This window comes from Vibrio sp. 10N.286.45.E10 (assembly GCF_002874195.2).
GTDB lineage: Bacteria > Pseudomonadota > Gammaproteobacteria > Enterobacterales > Vibrionaceae > Vibrio > Vibrio crassostreae.
In genome coordinates, this window is the sequence record NZ_MCWD02000002.1 from 1610629 (window position 1) to 1629472 (window position 18844).

Here is an 18844-nt window from a genome sequence, read left to right on the forward strand (position 1 = left end):
GCAAGCTCTTGAAAGCTGAGTGACAAGAGCGATGTGTTAGCGTTACCTCGTCTATCCCAATAAATTTGTAAGCAAGCCAACCAGCGTACTAGTTTGCATGTGCGGAATGGGCACATAATCGCGGGTTTAGTCACTGTTAGCGGTCATTCTCACTGTTTTTCATGCGGTTAAAAATTTATCTTTGATAGTGAATGGTATATATTTGTTTGATCTATATGAATTTGCGTTGGTTTGTGATCATCAAAAGAACATTTTCTCTTCTTATTGCTACGTTATCTGTGTCTGCAAATGCATTTGCTGACTCTTTACCCGAGCGTATCGATAATTTCACCAAACTCTTTGATCATGAAACCGCCATCGAATCTTATGATATTCGAGTGCTGCAGGCTGATTATCCAACACGCTTGATCATGCCGTCGTCAATGCTGCCACAAACAGCAGAGTACCCGTTAAAAGATATCCAGCGTTTATACCAGTTATCAAAGACTTGTAGCGGGAAATTACCGCTAAGTCCGTTGATTACAGAGCCTTTAGTTTTTACTCGTGCGATGTGTAAAGGTACCAAGCTTTCAGATCGTTGGTTTAGCCGCAGTGGCTTGATTCACCCTGGTGGTGGCTCTTATGCCGCACGATACGTAGAGAAATACCCAGAAAAGTTCGACTCTCTGAAACGCTTTATGCATATTCAAGAGCGTCCAAACACTGAACACGACGAACTGTTGTCTCGCTTACAACAAATGGACAGTGAAGCTATCACCGCGCTGCTAGCGGGCGCGAGTATGTTTGTAGAACTCGATGAAATGTGGGTAAAGCGCGGCGATAGGTACTACCTGTACAAAGAATCAGTCTGGAGTGAAAACGCAACGCTTTCAGGGCTGTCGTTCAGTTTGTCATCAGAAGGCAACAGCTGTTTTGTTCAGCGTGGTAACGTATGTTGGGAAATAGAAGATCATTCAGAGCTTCTTCAAGTTGCGATGTTTATTTTGGTGATTGCCAACATCCTACTGGTATTAGGCTGGGCAATTTACCGATGGAACAGTAAGAAACAAGAGATGAAGAGCCGTATGCTGGTTCTTCAAATTCTAACGCACGAATTAAGAACGCCGATTGCGAGTTTGTCATTGACGGTTGAAGGGTTCAGACGTGAGTTCGAACACTTACCAGAATCGGTATATGATGAGTTTCGTAGACTGTGTGAAGATACCCGCCGTTTAAGGCAGTTGGCGGAAGCAAGCAAAGACTATTTGCAGTCAGACAACCAACCGCTCGCAACAGAGTGGGTACCAAGTGTTGAAGAGTGGCTTCAATACAAAGTTGAAGAAGATTTCGCTCCGGGCATTGAGCTCCGTGTAAACAAAGATATTGCTGCAAAAGTAAACGTATATTGGTTAGGAACGTGTATCGATAACCTGATCAGAAACGCCGTGAAATACGGTGTAGCTCCAGTGATACTAGAACTGAATACTTCTGACAAGAAGCTGACATTCAAAGTTATAGATAATGGAGACTTGTCTCGCAAAGATTGGGGGCAACTAAGAAAGCCATTCGTAAGTAAGAGTGGACTCGGTTTAGGTCTGACGATAGTGGAATCTATGGTCGGAAAAATGGGCGGTCACATGACGCTTATTGGCCCCCCAACAACATTTATTTTGGAGATACCTTGTGAAACAGACATTGCTTCTCGTTGAAGATGATAAAAATTTAGCTGACGGTTTATTAGTTAGCCTTGAGCAAGCTGGATATGAATGTTTGCATGCAGAACTGATCTCTGAAGTTGAAGGCTATTGGGAACAAGCGGATCTAGTGATTCTAGACCGTCAACTTCCTGATGGTGACTCAGTAGATTCACTTCCAGGTTGGAAGAAAAAGAAAGACATCCCTGTTATTTTGCTAACGGCTCTCGTAACAGTAAAAGACAAAGTAGCGGGCCTAGATTCAGGTGCAAACGACTACCTAACTAAGCCTTTCGCTGAAGCTGAACTGTTTGCTCGAATCCGTGCGCAGTTACGCCTTCCTGATGCTGAGGATCAAGATGCATCAAAAGTAATGGCTCAAAATCTTGTTATCGACAAAGCGACACGTGAAGTGTTTTTCAATGAACTGGAAGTTACTTTAACGCGTACTGAATTTGACCTGTTGCTATTTTTGGCAAGTAACCTTGGCCGTGTTTTCACACGTGATGAGCTACTTGACCATGTATGGGGTTACAACCATTTCCCAACAACACGTACGGTAGACACGCACGTTCTGCAACTAAGACAGAAGCTACCAGGTCTAGAAATTGAAACGCTTCGTGGCGTTGGTTACAAGATGAAAGCGTAATGAAAAAAGCCTTACTTCCACTATTAATGTTGTCTTGCGTGGCGAATACCGTGCAAGCAGCGGATTGGTTCAAGAGTAGCGATACTTTGACTCAAGTACATAAACATCTATTGGATAATGATTTACCTCAGATGTTTGATTCACTAGTGGAAGTTTGGCAAATCAACTCTTCTCAATCACGAGAAGAACACCTCAATGAACTGTTCGATCAAGCATTGAACAAAGATTGTGGTAAAACCCTCACAAGAAAAACACTGCCAGATTGGATCAGTTCAGTCGTCGTTAAACGACACGTTATTCAAAGTCCCGGCAGAGATACATTTCGTGTCGCAATTAATGTTGAGTCCGAAAATGATATTAAAGAAATAACCTTCGAAAAATGGGTCGATAAGGTTGTGTCATCTGATAGTGAGTTCACCAAAGAAAATGAAGTCGTAAATAACGCAGCGGTAAGCCTATTCCAAAAGCGTTACAATTTAGCGTCTCAACTAGAATCGGGTTTGTATCGTTTAAGTGTGAAAGGCGATGGTGGAAATTCTTGGAGTACTTGGATTATCCTTGGTGAAGTTGCAATGCGTCAGCAAGTTCGCTGGTCTTCAAAAGACACCTGGCGAATCGATAAAAAAGAACTTCTGAACCCTTATTGTCCTCTTCCTAAACTCGAAATTGGTTTGTACGATTATGTCGATGAACACTATGAGCAGGTGTGGGGCAAGAGCTATGAATCTGATTATCCAATGAACCTAACTGGCGAAGAACTTCCAAATGATCGCTACGTTTTGGCAGTATCAATGGTTCATTCACGCTGGCAAGGCGACATAGCGATAGAACAAGCACAAACTATCAGTAAAACTTATGATATTTCTAGCGAAGAAGAGTTAAAGTAATTTAAAATTGTGCCGTTAACTATGTAAGGGATCTAACAAAGATAAACGGCATGAAAAATACAACTAAACTACTCGCAGCATCAATTGCATTCGCCAGTCTTCCTCTTTCAGCAGCAAACTACGCCATTGAAGCGCGTGGTGATGCGATGGGTGGTGTTGGTGTTGTTTCAGCAAACTTCCTAACCGCTCCATTCTATAACCCGGCACTTGTTGCTATTTATCGTCGTAACGATGATATGGGCATGATTACGCCAAGTTTTGGCGGTAGCTATAATGACCCTAACGATATGAAATCGAATATCGATAGCGTCGTTGATGCGTCAAATACTGCAGACCTGGACGCAGCGCTTAATAATCTTGATGGCAACCAAGCTAATGTTGAACTGGGTGGTGTTGTCGCATTTGCGCTTCCTAATCAGTTTGTTGCAGCCAACCTTTTCGCTAAAGCCTATACAGAATCATTTGCGACTCCTAACGTTTACACGACAGGTTCAGATGAAGACAAAGTTGAACTGTCTACAGTTGAAGCGGTTTCAATCGGTGTAGCAGAAGTCGGGCTTTCTCTAGCAAAATACCAAACCTTTATGGGCCAACACATTTCATTTGGTATCACACCTAAAATCCAACGTATTTACACGTACAACTATGTTGCATCGGTTAATGATTACGATTTATCTGACGTGAGAGAAAATAGTGATGGTGATACAGCATTCAACATGGATGCTGGTGCACTTTGGTTCTTCGGCCCGTTCCGAGTAGGTGTTGCAGCAACTAATTTGATCTCTAGAGATATAGAAACCAAAGATACGACGAGAACGCTTAACAGCAGCACAAGTAGTGCGACACACCAAGTCGGTGGTAAATACACTTACCAACTAGAGCCTGTTTATACGGTTGGTGCAGGTATCGTATCGGATTACTTTTCGTTTAGTGTTGATTACGACCTAAATGAGACTGAGAAGTTTACTTCGTTTGATGATAACGAACAGATGATTCGTGTTGGTACTGAAGTTGATCTTATGCGTCAGCTTAAGTTAAGGGGAGGGTACTACAAGAACCTGGCTTACTCTGATTCGGAAGGAACAGTCACAGCCGGTATTGGTATCTCGCCACTTAACTTGTTCCAGTTAGATCTAAGTGCGAACTACACAAACGAAAATGCAATGGGTGCTTCAATCAATTTCCTTGCTAGTTACTAACAGTCCTTATATAGTTCTGCTCCTAAATAAAGGAGCAGAGCATGCTAAACGACTTACCAACCCTTTCTCACGAAGAACAACAGAAAGCTGTTGAACGAATTCAAGAAATGATGACTCAGGGCATCAGCACAGCACAAGCTATCAAAATCGTTGCTGAGCAAATTCGTGAAGAAATGAGTAATAAAGAAGAGTAGGGCATCAGCCCTTCTTTTTTAACGGCTTAGTGCACTATAACTAAATATATTACCCTCTAGTATATTATCTCGCACATGCCAACTCTTTAGTTACCCTAAATTCCGAACCGTTAAACACCATTAAATGCCTTTTATTCAATAAGTTATATCAGAGTAATCCACTTTTTAGGCCTTTCTTGGTCTTGGGCTGTAATTAAATTACAGCAAGGCGTGAAAGTAAAACAACTGCCACATCAGGTGTCAGTATTTATGTCACCGCATCTAAGTGGCTAAATATAACGAGTTTTTAAGGCTGGTTACGCTGTGACTTCTATTTTTAGCGGATACAAGTGCAAGAAGTTCACAAGCAGACAAATGAGGATTTCATCTAAGAGCAGTGCGAGAGGAGTAACGACGCGATACCGCGAGCGACTGACTACCGCTTAGAGCAAGCTTTACTCGCGGCCAACGCGACTTTAAGAACAAGTGTTAGGAAGCTTAGAGGCGCAACGAAGAGCTGTTTCTAGAGCGATTCAGAAACGATACGTATCAACCTGAGAATGCTATTGGTGGCGTTATTGATTACAGGCGGTGTTATTGCAGATGGTGAAAGCGCTTGGAGGTGTCCAAACCGATTAGAATTCTGATGAGACAACAAGGCTTATGGGTTTGTTTAGTCAGCAGTTAAAAATCTAACGGGTGCTTGAGTGGAGAGTAGATATCGACAGGGTATTGGCGTGTTGATTGACTAATGGCCGAGAGTTGAATGTGTAAGTTCAGTCCACTCTAGCGAGCCTCAATAAAATGTAACGACTTGGTTTCGACCGTTGTCTTTAGCTTCATAAAGCGCTTTGTCTGCTCGCTTAATTGCAGAACGTATAGACTCATTCTGCTTAAGTAGTGTAACCCCAGTAGAAGCCGTTACTGTCTGCGCGTCAGGCCATGTATTCTGGTCCATAGCCAGGTACAAATCATCGATTGATTCGTGACACTGTAGCGTTGTTTGCTCTAGGCAAACGAGCAGAAACTCCTCACCACCCCAACGATAAAGCAAATACTGCTCCCCAAGCGTTTCATTTGCGATAGTAACAAATTGAATAAGAACCTTATCACCTACTTCATGGCCATGCTGGTCGGTGATCTGTTTGAAATGGTCTAAGTCAAACAACGCGACGTGAATCATTTTTCCTTGTTGTGCTAACCATTCGAAATCATAGAAGGTATCTAGCGCTTCGGTCCTGTTTCTGCAGCCAGTTAACGGATCAGTAGTGGCCTTGACTTTTAACTCTTCAATTTCTTGGGTTAAATGACGTTGTTGCTGTGCTAAACGCGTTTTGTTTCGTTGTGCTATATGTAAAGCACAAGCGACATAGTAGATCGCGTATACCACCCATAGTCCAATCAAGAGTTCGCCTAGCAAAGCCTTGCTGATAATTTTACCTTGGAACACAATACTCGAGATGTTAAGTGAATGATGCCCAGCAAGCGTGCTGGCACCAAGCCCGAGTTCAACAGATACCGCGTTCGTAATGTCTACTGCGCTATCAGAAACAGGGCGTTGATAATGATCTATCCACCAGAAAGGAACATTGAAGTAGCCCAAGTCAATTTGGCTTGCGTCTGGTAGCGAAAAGTCTAAGCGATTGAACTTGTTCGACATTGCATCGCCTTTAACGCTGTAACCCTCGTCATAGTTACGAATGTAGAAACGAAATCTTGGGTTCTCTTGGCCTTCGTAGTCCATATTAATGGTTACCGAATCGAACGTGGAGAGATCTAACCCTTTGCCTTCTTTCGATATGACGAATTCAACCTCACAGAAAGGCTTGCTATAGGTACGCTCAAAGTCACACTGTAACTCAATGCCGTTATTTGACTTGTGTAATGATGCAACCGTGCCGCCATCATGATCTCGGTCTGTATTGGCGAGTGTAGGGTATTTGTCTGGGCTAATGATGTAGCTCTTGTTCATTAGTTTATCAAAAGAGAATAGCGACAATAGGGTGATTGCCAGGCAAAAAATCGAGAGGAATATGTTGAGTTTGCGGAATGCTTTGTCGCTCATGATATTAATCCGTACACGTGATTCAAACCTAATACCCAATGCCTTAGAGCTGGCGTAATCGAAGGTTAGAGATTAGCCTTGTTGAAATTGCTATATCTAAAACTGTTCTAGAACTGACGGTTATACATGAAAGTGCGCCATTAGACCAAGATGAAGTTTAAAAATTGAACGCAGAGCATTGATTCTGAATGTTATTTGCTCAATAAGTGCGGTTTTTACGGGGGTGATAATTTAACTGTATATTTATACAGTTAAATTTAAGGTGGCTCGGTTTGTTGTAATCAGAGTAGTGTGTACGAGTTATAAGGCTTGCTGTGATAACGAGTCATGAGGCCACTGTTACTGTTCATCAATTAAAGTGGAGGGCAGTTATGTTGCAGTGTCACTTTTTTGAGCTCGTTTTATCGAAACACTTTGTTGTCTATGAGAGCGTTCGTTCCATTCATCTTGTCTTTCATTCCTGATTACGCGCCATATGTCGAACAAGGCTTCAATGCATTACAGAACATCCCTAACCCATACTGGTTTGTCGTAGGTGCCGTTGTAGTCGATACGCTAGGCATGCGCGCTATGGTGCGATACCTACTTGAATACTACGCATCTCGATGGAAAACGAAGTGATGGCGTTCCTTGATGCGTTAATCATCGCACTTATTACAGGTTGAGTCTCAAGCCTTGGCACGATTGCGGCTTTGAAAACAGACATCAACTGGATAAAACGAGTGCAGCAAGACCAAGAGCAACGGATACGAAAATTGGAAGATCCCAATGGCTAAGAAAGGTTATAAGTGCAAAGGTCGAAAGCAGAATTGCCAGTTAATGAAGGGCTAAACGCTTAGAAATGGGCGAGTTAGGGTGAACACAACACGTAAGAAGTACAACAAACCCTGATAAATCAATCAACATAAAGAGTTTCTTTTTATCAAAGTGGCTCTTTTTTATGTGTTCTATAAGAACCTTTAGCTTTAGCATCAAGTTTCACAGCTAATGATTTAAATCACTGTTATAAATAGAATTGATGGTTATAATTCTTTCTCGCGAATCATACTAGTTAGAAAACTGTCAATTTAAACGAGGTGTTTTTCTGTCAAGGCTGATTTGTGTTTATTTATCAGTATATGTGAAGGCTCATATGCTGGTTTACCATACTTTTATTATTTATCTGGATCAGAATGAACGCTACAGAACTCGGTATTGTACTAGCGGTAGCTAGTTTGCTTTTGGGATTTATCTTTTGGGTTGTTCCGCGAGAAGTTGTAACCAATCGCTTCAAAAAATTTAGTGTCCAATCTCATGTTGAAAAGCTACATCTTCGAACTGACTTTAGAATCGCAATAGTCGATGATGAAATAGGCAATTATCCAATACAATACATCAAAGACTTAGGCTTTAACGTTCATGAGTATGAATCAGTTTCGTTTACTGATGCACAAAATTTGGTAAACCACGACTTGTTACTTCTCGATGTAAAAGGTGTCGTCAGGGAGGACCTAGATGAAGGTGGTGCTAAGTTAATAAAAATAATAAAAGAGGCTCGCCCTTTAATTCCTGTTGTAGCAGTGTCTTCAGGCTACTTCCATACGGAACTGAATGACTACTTCAGAATTTCAGATGCTACTGTAAACAAGCCAATCGATGAATTTAAAATTCGAGAGCTTTTGTGTGAGCTTAAGAAAGAGTTTTTTGACGCACCTTCAATAGCTAATACTATCGAAGATAGTATTAAGAAGCTTGATATTGGTTCTTCTAAAAAGAACAAGTTAAATCAGGTGGTTATCGACTTTTTATCTGGCAAGTGTTCAGAAAATGATTTTTTGAATGTTATTCATATGAATGCAAAGGGTGAGTCACAAGAAATAATTAATAACAGTAGAATACTGCTAGACAGAGTTAAATATGCTTAATCAGATTATCGAAAACAAAATTGTAGACGTCCCTTGGCCTACGCTAGTAGACGGCAGGGTATATGAAGGTAGTAAATTTCAAACATATGAGCGATGCACATCTGAATGTAATGAAAGACAAGGCGTAAGCGATACTCATGTTTGTAGTCACGGCTTAAGCTATATATCTAGAAAAGTTGCAGGAGAGGTAATTACAATATCAGGAGTGTTTGTCCCGACAAAAGACAGTGGAAGACGATATCGTAAAAATATAGCTTTGAACCAACGAAAGGTCACCATTGAGTCAATTAATCAGTGGTTTACAGCTTTGGATGAAAAGTCCTCGGCAATTAATTCATTGGTAGCAAAAACGGCAAAAAACAACTTTGATCAGTTCCACGAATTTGTTAAGTGGGCGAGGGAAATTGGTCACTACAGTGAAAGACTTTTAGCCAAAAGTACGACCTCAAAGATTGCTGCTTTTGAAAATGCCTCAGATGATTTAAAAAGCTTGTATAAAACAAGCGTAATGTTACTCGATTCTCTTGATACAACTGCTTTGTATTTTAACCCAGAAAGTGCCAAGTTTGGTCGAAAGAAACATACTGATCTTTACAGCATGGTACATAAAATAAAGTTAGTGTTGAGCCATTCTGTTGCAAATAAAAGTCGCGCCAATGTGGTAATCCGAGGGAGAGTCGAAAATAAGCACAAAGTTTACGAGTCCTTTAAAATCATACCTCTTTCATTGATACAGAATGCTATGAAATACAAGCGTTCTGGTGATGTTGAGATTCTATTTGATGAAATTGGTGATAGCTTAAAGATGAAAGTGAACTCGGTAGGACATGAAATTCCTCAGTCAGAAATTGATAGTTTATTTATTCGTGGGTTTAGAACTAAGAAAGCTCGTGAAATGGCCGTTGAAGGTAGTGGTCTGGGATTATATGTGCTTAAAATTGTAGCTGATGCTCATGATTTTGAGGTTATTGTTACCAGTACACCAATACAACCTCGTAATAAGGGCCTCTTCTTAAATTCTTTTGAAGTTAATATCCACTAATTTTTTATATAAACCAAGCGATTAAGAGTGGTTTCAGCGCTGGTTTTTTAGGCCTGTTTTGGTGTTTGTGGCGCAATGAGCTTGATTAGATGGTTAAGTTGCTCACATCACCTTAACTTTATGCTGCACATTTGAGAAATCTACATAAAATTGCCACATTGGCAACACTTCCTTTCGTTAGAGAAATATTTTATCGAAACGGAAGAATATGTTGAATCAAGTGTAAGTAATATTTTTATATGTAATAAGTATGGCATTTTATATCATATTGATCTGCACCAGAAGTTTTGGACACTGAGTTAAGTGAGTACAATCACTAACGAGGTGAACAATGACAACTAAGAAAACACGAATCAAACATGCTCCTGAATTTAAATCCGAAGCACTTAAGTTGGCAGAGAAAGTCGGTGTCGCTGCTGCGGCACGACAGCTATCGTTGTATGAATCTCAAATTTATGGATGGCGTAAAGCCGTCAAAAAAGATGCGAAAATCAGCGATAGAGAAAGGGAACTCGCCACTGAAAATGCCAAACTCAAACGGTTATTGGCTGAGCAAGCTGAAGAGCTAGATATCGTAAAAAAGGCCGCCACCTACTTCGCGAAAAATCTAAAGTAGATTGCTATGAGTTTATGCTCGAACACCTTATGCAATATAGGATTGTCCGTATGGCTAAGGTGTTTGGGGTTTCTCGAAGTGGGTTTTATTATTGGATTGATAATCGCCATAAAGTCACTCAACGCAACGAGCACCGAAAGCAGCTTGACAGCAAAGTTCGAGAAGTCTTTGATGATAAAAAGGAACGCGACGGTGCAAGGCGTATTCAAAAAGAACTTGAGGCAAATGGTAATAAGCACGATGTAAAAACCATTGCCACGAGCATGAAGCGCCAGAGCTTAGTCGCGAAGGCAGCCCGTAAGTTTAAATGTACGACAGACAGCAAGCATAGGCTTCCTGTTGCCCCGAACTTGCTAGAGCAAGATTTTAATGCGACAGCACCAAACCAAAAATGGGCTGGAGATATTACCTATCTAGCGACAAGCGAAGGTTGGATGTATTTGGCGGTTGTTATCGACTTGTACTCACGGCAAGTAGTTGGTTGGTCAATGAGCACCAGAATGACCGCGACTCTGGTCTGTGATGCGCTATCAATGGCATTGTTCCGTAGAGGCATGCCCGAAGGGGTAATTATCCATAGTGATAGAGGTAGCCAATATTGTTCAAAAGATTACAGAGACTTAATCTCAGCCCATAATCTAAAACAAAGTATGAGTAGGAAGGGAAATTGCTGGGATAACGCCTGTGTTGAAAGCTTTTTCCACTCAATGAAAGTAGAAGCCGTTCAATACGAGCCGATAATGACGCGAGAAGAGATGCGCCAAGCACTTTTTGAATATATCGAAGTTGATTATAATCGAACAAGAAGGCACAGTGCCCTTGGGTATCTAAGTCCAGTTAACTTTGAAAAACAATATGTCGCTTAATGCGGTGTCCAGTCTAACTGGAGCAGATCATATCATGCCTATAGGATTTAATGACGTTTAAAGCGATTACGTTCGCGAGGGTAAAATGCCAAAATTGGACCTTGATAGTTTCTTAGCACAAAGCAATCTTACACAAAAAACGTGGGAAGAATCAAACACTCAGATTGTTGAACTAGATGAAATTGCAGCAGAATTCGAAAAGTTAAAACCAAGATTAGAGCAGGTAGCAACGGGAATTGTTGGAATGTTGCAAAAACATAATTCTGTTCACTCAGTTCGCTGGAGAGTTAAAGACACCAATCATTTACTGGCCAAAATTGTTAGAAAAAGAGCTGAAGGTAAAGCGAAGTATATTGAACTAACTAAAGATACATACTCTGATGTTATCACTGATTTAGTTGGTGTAAGAGTGTTGCACTTATTCAAAGCAGACTGGTCTAACATTCAACAGTATTTAGATGAATTCTGGAATATAGTTGAGGGTCCAACTGCTTATATACGAAAAGGAGATGATAGGACTCCTTTTATAGAGTATGGCGTAAATAATGATGAAATTATTGAACATAAGGACGATTATCGTTCTATTCACAATATTATTGAAAGTAACTTAGTTAAGCAGCCAACAAGGATTGAAGTTCAAATTCGAACCATTTACGAAGAAGCTTGGAGTGAAATTGATCATAAAGTTCGTTATCCGAATTACTCTGATAATGAGCAGCTTAAATTCTTTCTGAAGATTCTAAATGGACTCTCAGGAAACGCAGATGAGATGGGCTCATTCGTTAATGTACTTGCTAGCCAAATAAAATCAATTGAAAAGATGGAAGCACAAATGCTCGCGCACAAAGATGCATTAGATAATGCAAATAAAGTGAAGCAGGAACAACTTGATCAGATCAGAAAACTAGCATTGCAGAACGAGGAAATACAAGCTGCTCTTGATAAGATAAAAGAGGCTGATTCAGATATAACCGTGCTGGAACGAAGTAATCAAGCTACAGCCCCGGTTAAGTTAAGTACATATGAACCAGCTCGATTTTCAAATGGTCTTGCCTCACTAGGTTTAAGTGCGAACGTGATGGATTCGATTTCTAGGGCCTCTTCGGTAGGTTTAAGCGATAGCGTGCTGGATTCAATTTCTAGGGCTGCTTCGCTAGGCCAAAGTGGTAGAGTGATGGATTCAATTTCTAGGGCCGCTTCGGTAGGTTTAAGTGATAGCGTGCTTAATTCGATTTCTAGAGCTGCTTCGCTAGGTCAAAGTGGTAGTGCGCTGGATTCGATTTCTAGGGCTGCTTCGTTAGGTCAAAGTAGTAGAGTGTTGGATTCGATTTCAAAAGCTACTTCATTAGGTCTTAGTAAAAGCCCGATCGATTCGATTTCCGAAGATATTGAAGTAATCGAAGATGCTGAAGCAACCAAATCTACTTTAGACGAAAAAGATTAAGTGTTCCTAATATTAATCTCGACTGTTAAAGATAGAGTCCACATCCGTACTTTTATGTAAAATTCGGATTATGAGTAGACATGTATGAGTCTGCTATCTAAAGAGCCAGCATATAAAAGCGGGATAGGAGAGTCATACCTTTTTCTCGGTACCTTACAATAGGAATTCACTACCATGATTTAGCATTTTGGGTTCTTATTATGCTGATGGTAATTCCCTAAGGCCTGCGTGAAGTGTTACTTGAATTTGGCAGGCACCCAAGGCTTCGCAGGCATACGGCGACCGCCACGAAACGGTAATGGATGTTCTTTAGGTGGGTAAAACTTCGGGGAATCAATTCGACCGTGGCGTTCGACGAGCTGACGATGTTCGTCGCGCTGATACGCAAAACTGAGCAATTCTTTCGGATTAAACTCGCGTCGTTCAGGCGTGATCAAGGTAGCACGGTCAAAGTGCACCTTAAATCCATTCCAACGATAGTCTAACGGCAAATAACCGCGAGCTTGGATGTTCATCAATTTTTCGGCCATCGGGTTCACAGGGACTTCACCTGAGAGCCAGCGTTGGACGGTGATCGGTTGAACGTGAAAAAGGCCGCGGCGTCGTGGATACCATCAAAGTGATGATGCACGAGATCCGCAAAGTGTGGCGTGAGCATGTGATCTCCTTCAAAAATTAAGACAAGGGCGCAAAGTTTTTTTCCTCCTCATAAAGTGAGTTTGTAGTAGAAAGTCTCTGGAAACGGCGACACGTGAGCACAAAAATCAGAGACACGAAAACCAAGTATAGCCAACAATATCAAACTCAATGCGTATAAACAGACAGCCAAAATCTATAAAACTAATGACATTAAGGACTTAATCCGGCGTTGTGTGCAAAATCCGTAAGGACTAAGGTACTGAAACCCCTCATATTTCAACGTCCATCTGTCAATCCCATTTTAAAATGTCCTCGTTTGTCCCAAATAGAAATGTCCCGTTGTTAGGTCTTTCGACTGGAGGCTTTGAATGGTTCGGTGAGCACTGGGTTGATGGTTCGAGGGGCAGTTTGAAGGGCTCTTTGTTGTGCACGGCGCTTGGGGGCTTTCTTACTGCGGGTTCGTTGCTGTTGTTGTTCGAATTCTTGTTGTTGTTGCTGAGCAAATTTTAAAACTTGGCCGAGGCGTTTGTTGTCGACGATTTGGGTTTGTTGAACGTGCTCGAGTTTGTCGAAGGTTTTGAATTCGAGTTTTCGATGCCCGTATTGGATGGCGATTTCACCGTTTGGGTAGTCGAGTATCTTGACATGTTCGTGCGCTAGTCGGCTGTTTTCTTCAGTAGGTTCAATGAGATAAATCACTTTATCGTATTGAAATGTCAGCGACTTTGAGAGCTTGCGGGTTTCTTGCCAACTGAAAATATCGTCGAGTTCTTGCTTGGACTCTCGAACCGGACGATGCATGTCTTTTGGGTATTGAGCGGGCTTAGCAAAGCGATGGTTAAAATCGGCGATGAAGTAGGGAAGCCAGGCGTTGGCTTGTTCGATGGTGTCGATACCTTGTAAGCGCATCTCTTTAACCAGTCGGTCTTGCAGCGTGAGGTTGGCTCGCTCAACGCGGCCTTTGGCTTGGGAGCTGTTGGCACAGATGAGTTCTATCGCCAGTTCTTTCAACACGCGCCCGTATTGAGTTTGGCCAACTTGTTTGTGTTTCTCCTGATTCTCTCGAAAAATAGAGTGCTTGTCACTGTAAAATGCGATGGGCTTGCCGTGCTCATTGAGGTATTCACGCGTAGTCATCATGTAGTCAAACGCGGATTCTGTCTCACTGAATCTTAGGTTCATCAAGCGGCCAGTCGCATCATCAATGAACACCAGTAGGCAGCATTTGTCGCTGCGGCCCTCAAACCAGTCATGATGTGAGCCATCTATCTGAATCAATTCTCCAAGACAGTCTCGACGGTAACGAGGCTGATAGACTCTAGGTTTTCGTTGTGAGTGCGGGATCCAAAGATTGTCGGCAATCATCCATTGGCGAAGTGTCTCTAACGAGATAGCTAAATTATGATTTTCTATGATCTTTTCACGTGCAAATGTGGGCGAGAAATCAGAATAGTGTTTATGGATAGTCGAAAGAATCTCTTTGCGATATTCGTTAGAATAACGCCGATTACTGGGTTTACCTCTAGAAGCATGGGTTAAGCTAGCCGCACCATGTTCACGTAGTTTGTTCATTAACCTTTGAACTTGACGCTCACTTAACGAAAGTATCTCTGCCGCATCAGTACGACGCAAACGATGTTCACAGACGTCTTGAATAACTTTGAATCGACTAATTTCTTTTTCACTCATGGCAATCAACATCTCAGTAGTCCTTAGTAACCGAAGCTGGTACATGAAATGTAGTCAGCAACCAGTACTAAGGTGACATTTTAATCTAGCTCAAAAGTGACATTACTATCTGGGGCTTACACCTCCGCTGCGTATTATGTCTGATTATGTTTAATGGTGCATATATTATAAATTCAATGCAACCTCTTGTATTTAGAGGTTTTATCATTGAAGTATCGCGAAATGAGTAAGAATTACATTTTTCGAGAGTTAGAGTGCCAAATGACCAAGGAAGAGGTCGCTGAACTCTGTTTTAAATCTGTGAGAACTGTCACAGGTTGGGATGAGGGAAAACCGATACCACCTGAGTGTAAAAGGCTTATGCGTATGGCAAAAGGTAGAGAACTCAGCATTAGTGAGGACTGGGTACAGTTCAAAATGTTGTACGACCGAATGGAGCTGCCGACGGGCCAAGTAGTTAGGCCACAACAAATATTGGCAGGTATTGCATTGTTAGGAATTCAATCAGAGCTAGAAATTAAGACTTCAACACACTTACTTGGACTTGCTAGAGCGATAGCTAATATCAAGAAATAGGATTAGAAAAGTATGGTTTTATCAATGCTTATTCAAAGTCTAAAGCACATCAGTAAACAAGATGGCTAATTGCTGATAAGGTTACCTTGACTGGCGCGAAGCTCCATCCTGTTTAACATGAATTAGTCAGTCCTCCTTTTTGGTCATATCAAGGAGAAAGAAGCCGAACCTTTATCGAGAGGGTTCGGCTTTTTTACTCTGAGTGTATGGTTAAGAAATAAGCTTAACAATTCACTGGGTCTTTATGATACGGCAATATTTTTTTAAGTTTCTAGACTTAATTATTATAGGTTCTATGTCTTCTTTAACAGGCATCCAAATACTACGAACTTCTTTTTGATAAGCGTAATCATCTTCTTTTACTAACGAAGGATGAATTCCAGAGTCTTGATGATGCGGCAGCCTTCTAGATTGGTATTTGCATTTATGACTACCTTTATACTCAGCTTTGTGTTTCAAAGACTTACTAATACACTTAAAAAACTTTTCTGGTTGATCAATTGCAACACATGTGTCGTAACCAAAGTCGCGCATTGCTGATTCATCAAACTCGTAAGTAGTACAATAGATATACAGGTTGGAGCTGTTTTGAGGTTTTTCTAGGGTGACCCCAGAGATCTTAATTGAACCATTATCACCAAGGTTAAAAAATGATTTGGCAAATTCTGGTTGATTAGAGGCAGACCAAGTTTCGTTATCTACCTCCATGTAAGATGATTTTGTACCTTCTTTGTTGTCACCAATTTCTCGGCCATGCTTCTCTTCATCTCTAAATTCATACAAAGTACCAATTCGAAGTGAACCCTGTTCAAGAAGCAACTTGGCATGTTCTTTTTTCATATATTTGTAGAGTACAGGCATAAAGTCCTTAGTAGCTTATAACGTTAACTAAATCGCACAAAAACCTTGGCATACGCTTAATGAAGTAAAAAGGTATGAAGTTATCTGTCTAAGTTTTTTGTTTGCATCATTTCGTAATTTCACCCTTATTGTTTATTTCATCAGGGTTCGCTAAATACATTTTAACTAATTCCAAATTATTTAGTCCTTTGTTGCTAAGACCAATATCTGCTCGTATTGCTTTATGTAGATTGTTTACCGCAATGAAAATATTGCCTCCATCTTGCGAGACGCACTGAAATTCTAATTGCATTTTGATTACTTCTGGTGAGCCCCAAAGAATAATGTCAGATTTAAACTTAGCAAGGTAATCTACTAACTCTTGATGAGTTGGTGCTTCTGTAGAAACATTTTCGTTTGCTCCAGACATAATGGATTGAATTGTGTCTAGGTATTTTTCATATATCTCAACTTTTTTAGATCTATGAGCTTCTTCTCTATCGCGTAATTTTGTTTGATTTTGCGTAATAATAACTGCCGTTAATCCAACAAATATTGTCGCCATGGCACCCAGAATAGCAGCTGAAATTTTAGGGTCTGAATTGATTAGCGCGTCAATGAAAAAGCCAGCGGCAACCCATATGCCATAAATGATACCCGCAATAATGGCAAAACCTAAAATAGATAACCAAAACTCTTTTTTGAACATCATAAACCTCAAGTGAACGACTGTCTGTTGCGTGATTATACTAAAAATTTTTGTTCAATAACAATTGCTTATCTTTGTAGATACGACAAGCAACTCAAAAGGATGGGACTAAGTTGTGTTGTTCTTAACAAGTTACTAGCGCGCAAGCTTGCAACTAGAGCAGAGTGTGTGAACGCTGATAGCTAGGTCGAATTTACCCCCGTGATACAACACGGGGGTTGGCTTCCTCCCGCCGCGCTCGTCCTCCTCAGTCTTCGTCGTTCTCACTTGTTGTCCGTCAGCACTGGAAAGAGATCCTTTTCGACACTCAAATGATCTTAAAGAAAGCTAGTGAACACAAAAAAGCCTTACCGATGTGGCAAGGCCTTAAAGAGCGATTCTGGCAGGATGAGGGAGGGTGCTACTTAGATTGGCATTGGCAGTTAGAAACACTCGCCAGTTGAGACATACGGACTAATAACCTCTACGGTGTGGCTCGGTGCCTCGTTCGCGCTTCGCACTCTCTTATCCCTGCGGGGCTAGCTAAAACAAACTGACATCAGCTCGACTCACTTCTGGCAAAGCGGCTGCCGCAGCTGCGTAAGGCTTACATGTTATCAACTTCGACAGTTGGCCTCTGTTCAGTTTCAACAGGCAATCATCAATGTGGTCGACAGTGTAGTGGTCAACTGATATTGGCCACGTTCCTAGAGTTTAACCAGAACAATCGTTCTGATTCATTGGGAGTCAAACCACCGTTGTATTGGTGCGGGCGGAGTTGGCAATAATACCCAATAATGTATCGAGTAATTTCTTGTTGTGCCTCTGCAAAGCTCCGATAACCTACTGTAGGTATCCATTCCGTCTTCAAGCTTCTAAAGAAGCGTTCCATTGGTGCATTATCCCAGCAATTTCCTCGTCGAGATAAGCTTTGCTTGATCTGAAAGCGCCACAGTAATTGCCGATAACTTCGGCTTGTATAATGACTGCCTTGATCGCTGTGAAACATGACGCCCTGTGGTTTACCACGAGACTCATAAGCCATGGCAAGAGCCTTACGAGTTAATCGACTATCGGGCGATAATGACATTGCCCAACCAATCGTTTTTCTAGCGAACAGGTCTAAAACTACGGCTAAGTACATCCAACGATAGCCAGTCCAAACATAAGTAACGTCACCAACCCAAACTCTGTTTGGCTCCGTAACTGCAAACTGGCGGCCTAAGAGGTTTGGGATCTCAATATGTTCTTGTGATGCTTTACGATACCTGTGTTTTGGCACTTGGCAGCTCACTAGACCAAGGGCTTTCATGAACTTCGTTGCTCTGTAGCGACTCAGGTTAGTTCCCTGACTCGTTATTATGTCTGCAATGGTTCTCGCTCCCGCAGAACCGTTGCTTGCGGCATGTGCCTCGCTAACTAAACTACGGAGCTTTGCTGTTTCGGCATCAATTTCTACTGGACGTTTTCGCCAGTAGTTATAACTGCTTCGATGAACATTGAACACTTCACATAATATTTTTACGCTGTGGCTCTGCTTGAGTTTCTTGATTATCAAGAATTGTTCAGTGAGTCCGACATCAACAGAGCCGTGGCTTTTTTTAATATTTCATTATGCTCTTCAAGGCGAGCTAACTTCTTTTTTAATTCACGTATTTCAATTTGCTCAGGCGTCATCGGCGATGCTTTAGGTGCTTTCCCCTGACGTTCCTCTTTTAGTTGGCGAACCCACTTATCCATCGTGGACTTCCCAACATTCATAGCTTGAGCAGCCTCTGTCACAGAGTGGTTCTGATCTAGAACCAGTTGTGCCGCTTCTAATTTGAATTCAGCGCTAAATAGTCTTCTTGTACGTTTTGTCATAGTGTCACCTGTTAACTTATGAGGTGATGAT

16 protein-coding genes and 2 pseudogenes are annotated in these 18844 nt (G+C 41.4%); 12 read left to right on the forward strand and 6 right to left on the reverse strand.

The window, feature by feature from the left end; genetic code table 11:
* The first annotated feature begins 215 nt into the window (after nucleotides 1–215).
* The 5 genes from vxrA to BCU34_RS20200 are packed head-to-tail and all read left to right on the forward strand — an operon-like array spanning nucleotide 216 to nucleotide 4602.
* Nucleotides 216–1688, forward strand: coding sequence for a sensor histidine kinase VxrA (gene vxrA, locus BCU34_RS20180; protein ID WP_048660161.1), 1473 nt, complete (start codon nucleotides 216–218; stop codon nucleotides 1686–1688).
* Complete coding sequence (gene vxrB / locus BCU34_RS20185; protein ID WP_009845363.1) at nucleotides 1663–2322, forward strand: response regulator transcription factor VxrB; 660 nt, start codon at nucleotides 1663–1665, stop codon at nucleotides 2320–2322. The genes vxrA and vxrB overlap by 26 nt, the downstream gene beginning before the upstream one ends.
* Nucleotides 2322–3209, forward strand: coding sequence for a DUF2861 family protein (locus BCU34_RS20190; RefSeq protein WP_102480861.1), 888 nt, complete (start codon nucleotides 2322–2324; stop codon nucleotides 3207–3209). The genes vxrB and BCU34_RS20190 overlap by 1 nt, the downstream gene beginning before the upstream one ends.
* 50 nt (nucleotides 3210–3259) lie before the next feature.
* Nucleotides 3260–4408: a conjugal transfer protein TraF gene (locus BCU34_RS20195; protein ID WP_102480860.1), complete on the forward strand. Its 1149-nt coding sequence runs from the start codon at nucleotides 3260–3262 to the stop codon at nucleotides 4406–4408.
* Nucleotides 4409–4449: 41 nt separating this feature from the next.
* The gene (locus BCU34_RS20200) at nucleotides 4450–4602 is read left to right on the forward strand and encodes a YoaH family protein (RefSeq protein ID WP_004731009.1); all 153 of its coding nucleotides are present in this window, start codon (nucleotides 4450–4452) and stop codon (nucleotides 4600–4602) included.
* A 775-nt stretch (nucleotides 4603–5377) separates the two neighbouring features.
* On the opposite strand, the gene BCU34_RS20205 is transcribed toward BCU34_RS20200, so the two are convergent.
* Nucleotides 5378–6646, reverse strand: a complete 1269-nt coding sequence (locus BCU34_RS20205; protein WP_375071626.1) for a GGDEF domain-containing protein — start codon at nucleotides 6644–6646, stop codon at nucleotides 5378–5380.
* Nucleotides 6647–7075: 429 nt separating this feature from the next.
* Between BCU34_RS20205 and BCU34_RS20210 the strand changes: the two are divergent.
* From BCU34_RS20210 to BCU34_RS20230, 5 genes and pseudogenes are all read left to right on the forward strand, one after another.
* A pseudogene (locus tag BCU34_RS20210) lies at nucleotides 7076–7267 on the forward strand (hypothetical protein); the annotation flags it as partial.
* Between the two features lie 551 nt (nucleotides 7268–7818).
* Nucleotides 7819–8550 (forward strand): hypothetical protein, encoded by a 732-nt coding sequence (locus BCU34_RS20215; protein WP_102480857.1) that lies wholly within the window; start codon nucleotides 7819–7821, stop codon nucleotides 8548–8550.
* Complete coding sequence (locus BCU34_RS20220) at nucleotides 8543–9592, forward strand: ATP-binding protein (RefSeq protein ID WP_102480856.1); 1050 nt, start codon at nucleotides 8543–8545, stop codon at nucleotides 9590–9592. Before BCU34_RS20215 ends, BCU34_RS20220 begins: the two co-directional genes overlap by 8 nt.
* A gap of 331 nt (nucleotides 9593–9923) precedes the next feature.
* A protein-coding gene (locus BCU34_RS20225) for an IS3 family transposase (protein ID WP_102480628.1) occupies nucleotides 9924–11074 on the forward strand; the annotation gives its coding sequence in 2 pieces (ribosomal slippage) (nucleotides 9924–10167 and nucleotides 10167–11074; 1152 coding nt in all).
* A gap of 85 nt (nucleotides 11075–11159) precedes the next feature.
* Nucleotides 11160–12518 (forward strand): RelA/SpoT domain-containing protein, encoded by a 1359-nt coding sequence (locus BCU34_RS20230; protein ID WP_102479665.1) that lies wholly within the window; start codon nucleotides 11160–11162, stop codon nucleotides 12516–12518.
* 236 nt (nucleotides 12519–12754) lie between these two features.
* On the opposite strand, the pseudogene BCU34_RS20235 reads toward BCU34_RS20230, so the two are convergent.
* Nucleotides 12755–13176: pseudogene (locus BCU34_RS20235) on the reverse strand (phage protein).
* 323 nt (nucleotides 13177–13499) lie between these two features.
* The gene (locus BCU34_RS20240) at nucleotides 13500–14846 is read right to left on the reverse strand and encodes an ISNCY family transposase (protein ID WP_413286281.1); all 1347 of its coding nucleotides are present in this window, start codon (nucleotides 14844–14846) and stop codon (nucleotides 13500–13502) included.
* A 207-nt stretch (nucleotides 14847–15053) separates the two neighbouring features.
* On the opposite strand from BCU34_RS20240, the gene BCU34_RS20245 reads away from it, so the two are divergent.
* Nucleotides 15054–15422: a phage protein gene (locus tag BCU34_RS20245; protein ID WP_102479685.1), complete on the forward strand. Its 369-nt coding sequence runs from the start codon at nucleotides 15054–15056 to the stop codon at nucleotides 15420–15422.
* A 231-nt stretch (nucleotides 15423–15653) separates the two neighbouring features.
* On the opposite strand, the gene BCU34_RS20250 is transcribed toward BCU34_RS20245, so the two are convergent.
* Together BCU34_RS20250 and BCU34_RS20255 are read right to left on the reverse strand one after the other, a co-directional pair.
* Entirely contained in the window at nucleotides 15654–16283 is a 630-nt protein-coding gene (locus BCU34_RS20250; RefSeq protein WP_133148556.1) for a hypothetical protein, read from the reverse strand.
* 106 nt (nucleotides 16284–16389) lie between these two features.
* Nucleotides 16390–16974: a hypothetical protein gene (locus tag BCU34_RS20255; RefSeq protein ID WP_241905486.1), complete on the reverse strand. Its 585-nt coding sequence runs from the start codon at nucleotides 16972–16974 to the stop codon at nucleotides 16390–16392.
* A 308-nt stretch (nucleotides 16975–17282) separates the two neighbouring features.
* Here BCU34_RS20255 and BCU34_RS20260 point away from each other — a divergent pair, with 308 nt between their 5' ends.
* Entirely contained in the window at nucleotides 17283–17414 is a 132-nt protein-coding gene (locus BCU34_RS20260) for a hypothetical protein (protein ID WP_016799651.1), read from the forward strand.
* Between the two features lie 221 nt (nucleotides 17415–17635).
* Here BCU34_RS20260 and BCU34_RS20265 read toward each other — a convergent pair.
* A protein-coding gene (locus BCU34_RS20265) for an IS3 family transposase (protein WP_102420178.1) occupies nucleotides 17636–18813 on the reverse strand; the annotation gives its coding sequence in 2 pieces (ribosomal slippage) (nucleotides 17636–18555 and nucleotides 18555–18813; 1179 coding nt in all).
* Nucleotides 18814–18844: the final 31 nt, after the last annotated feature.

Coding starts and splice junctions, on each gene's coding strand:
- vxrA (WP_048660161.1), top strand. CDS start 216: ATGAATTTGCGTTGGTTTGTGATCATCAAAAGAACATTTTCTCTTCTT.
- BCU34_RS20190 (WP_102480861.1), top strand. CDS start 2,322: ATGAAAAAAGCCTTACTTCCACTATTAATGTTGTCTTGCGTGGCGAAT.
- BCU34_RS20195 (WP_102480860.1), top strand. CDS start 3,260: ATGAAAAATACAACTAAACTACTCGCAGCATCAATTGCATTCGCCAGT.
- BCU34_RS20200 (WP_004731009.1), top strand. CDS start 4,450: ATGCTAAACGACTTACCAACCCTTTCTCACGAAGAACAACAGAAAGCT.
- BCU34_RS20205 (WP_375071626.1), bottom strand. CDS start 6,646: ATGAGCGACAAAGCATTCCGCAAACTCAACATATTCCTCTCGATTTTT.
- BCU34_RS20215 (WP_102480857.1), top strand. CDS start 7,819: ATGAACGCTACAGAACTCGGTATTGTACTAGCGGTAGCTAGTTTGCTT.
- BCU34_RS20220 (WP_102480856.1), top strand. CDS start 8,543: ATGCTTAATCAGATTATCGAAAACAAAATTGTAGACGTCCCTTGGCCT.
- BCU34_RS20230 (WP_102479665.1), top strand. CDS start 11,160: ATGCCAAAATTGGACCTTGATAGTTTCTTAGCACAAAGCAATCTTACA.
- BCU34_RS20240 (WP_413286281.1), bottom strand. CDS start 14,846: ATGAGTGAAAAAGAAATTAGTCGATTCAAAGTTATTCAAGACGTCTGT.
- BCU34_RS20250 (WP_133148556.1), bottom strand. CDS start 16,283: ATGCCTGTACTCTACAAATATATGAAAAAAGAACATGCCAAGTTGCTT.
- BCU34_RS20255 (WP_241905486.1), bottom strand. CDS start 16,974: ATGATGTTCAAAAAAGAGTTTTGGTTATCTATTTTAGGTTTTGCCATT.
- BCU34_RS20260 (WP_016799651.1), top strand. CDS start 17,283: ATGATCTTAAAGAAAGCTAGTGAACACAAAAAAGCCTTACCGATGTGG.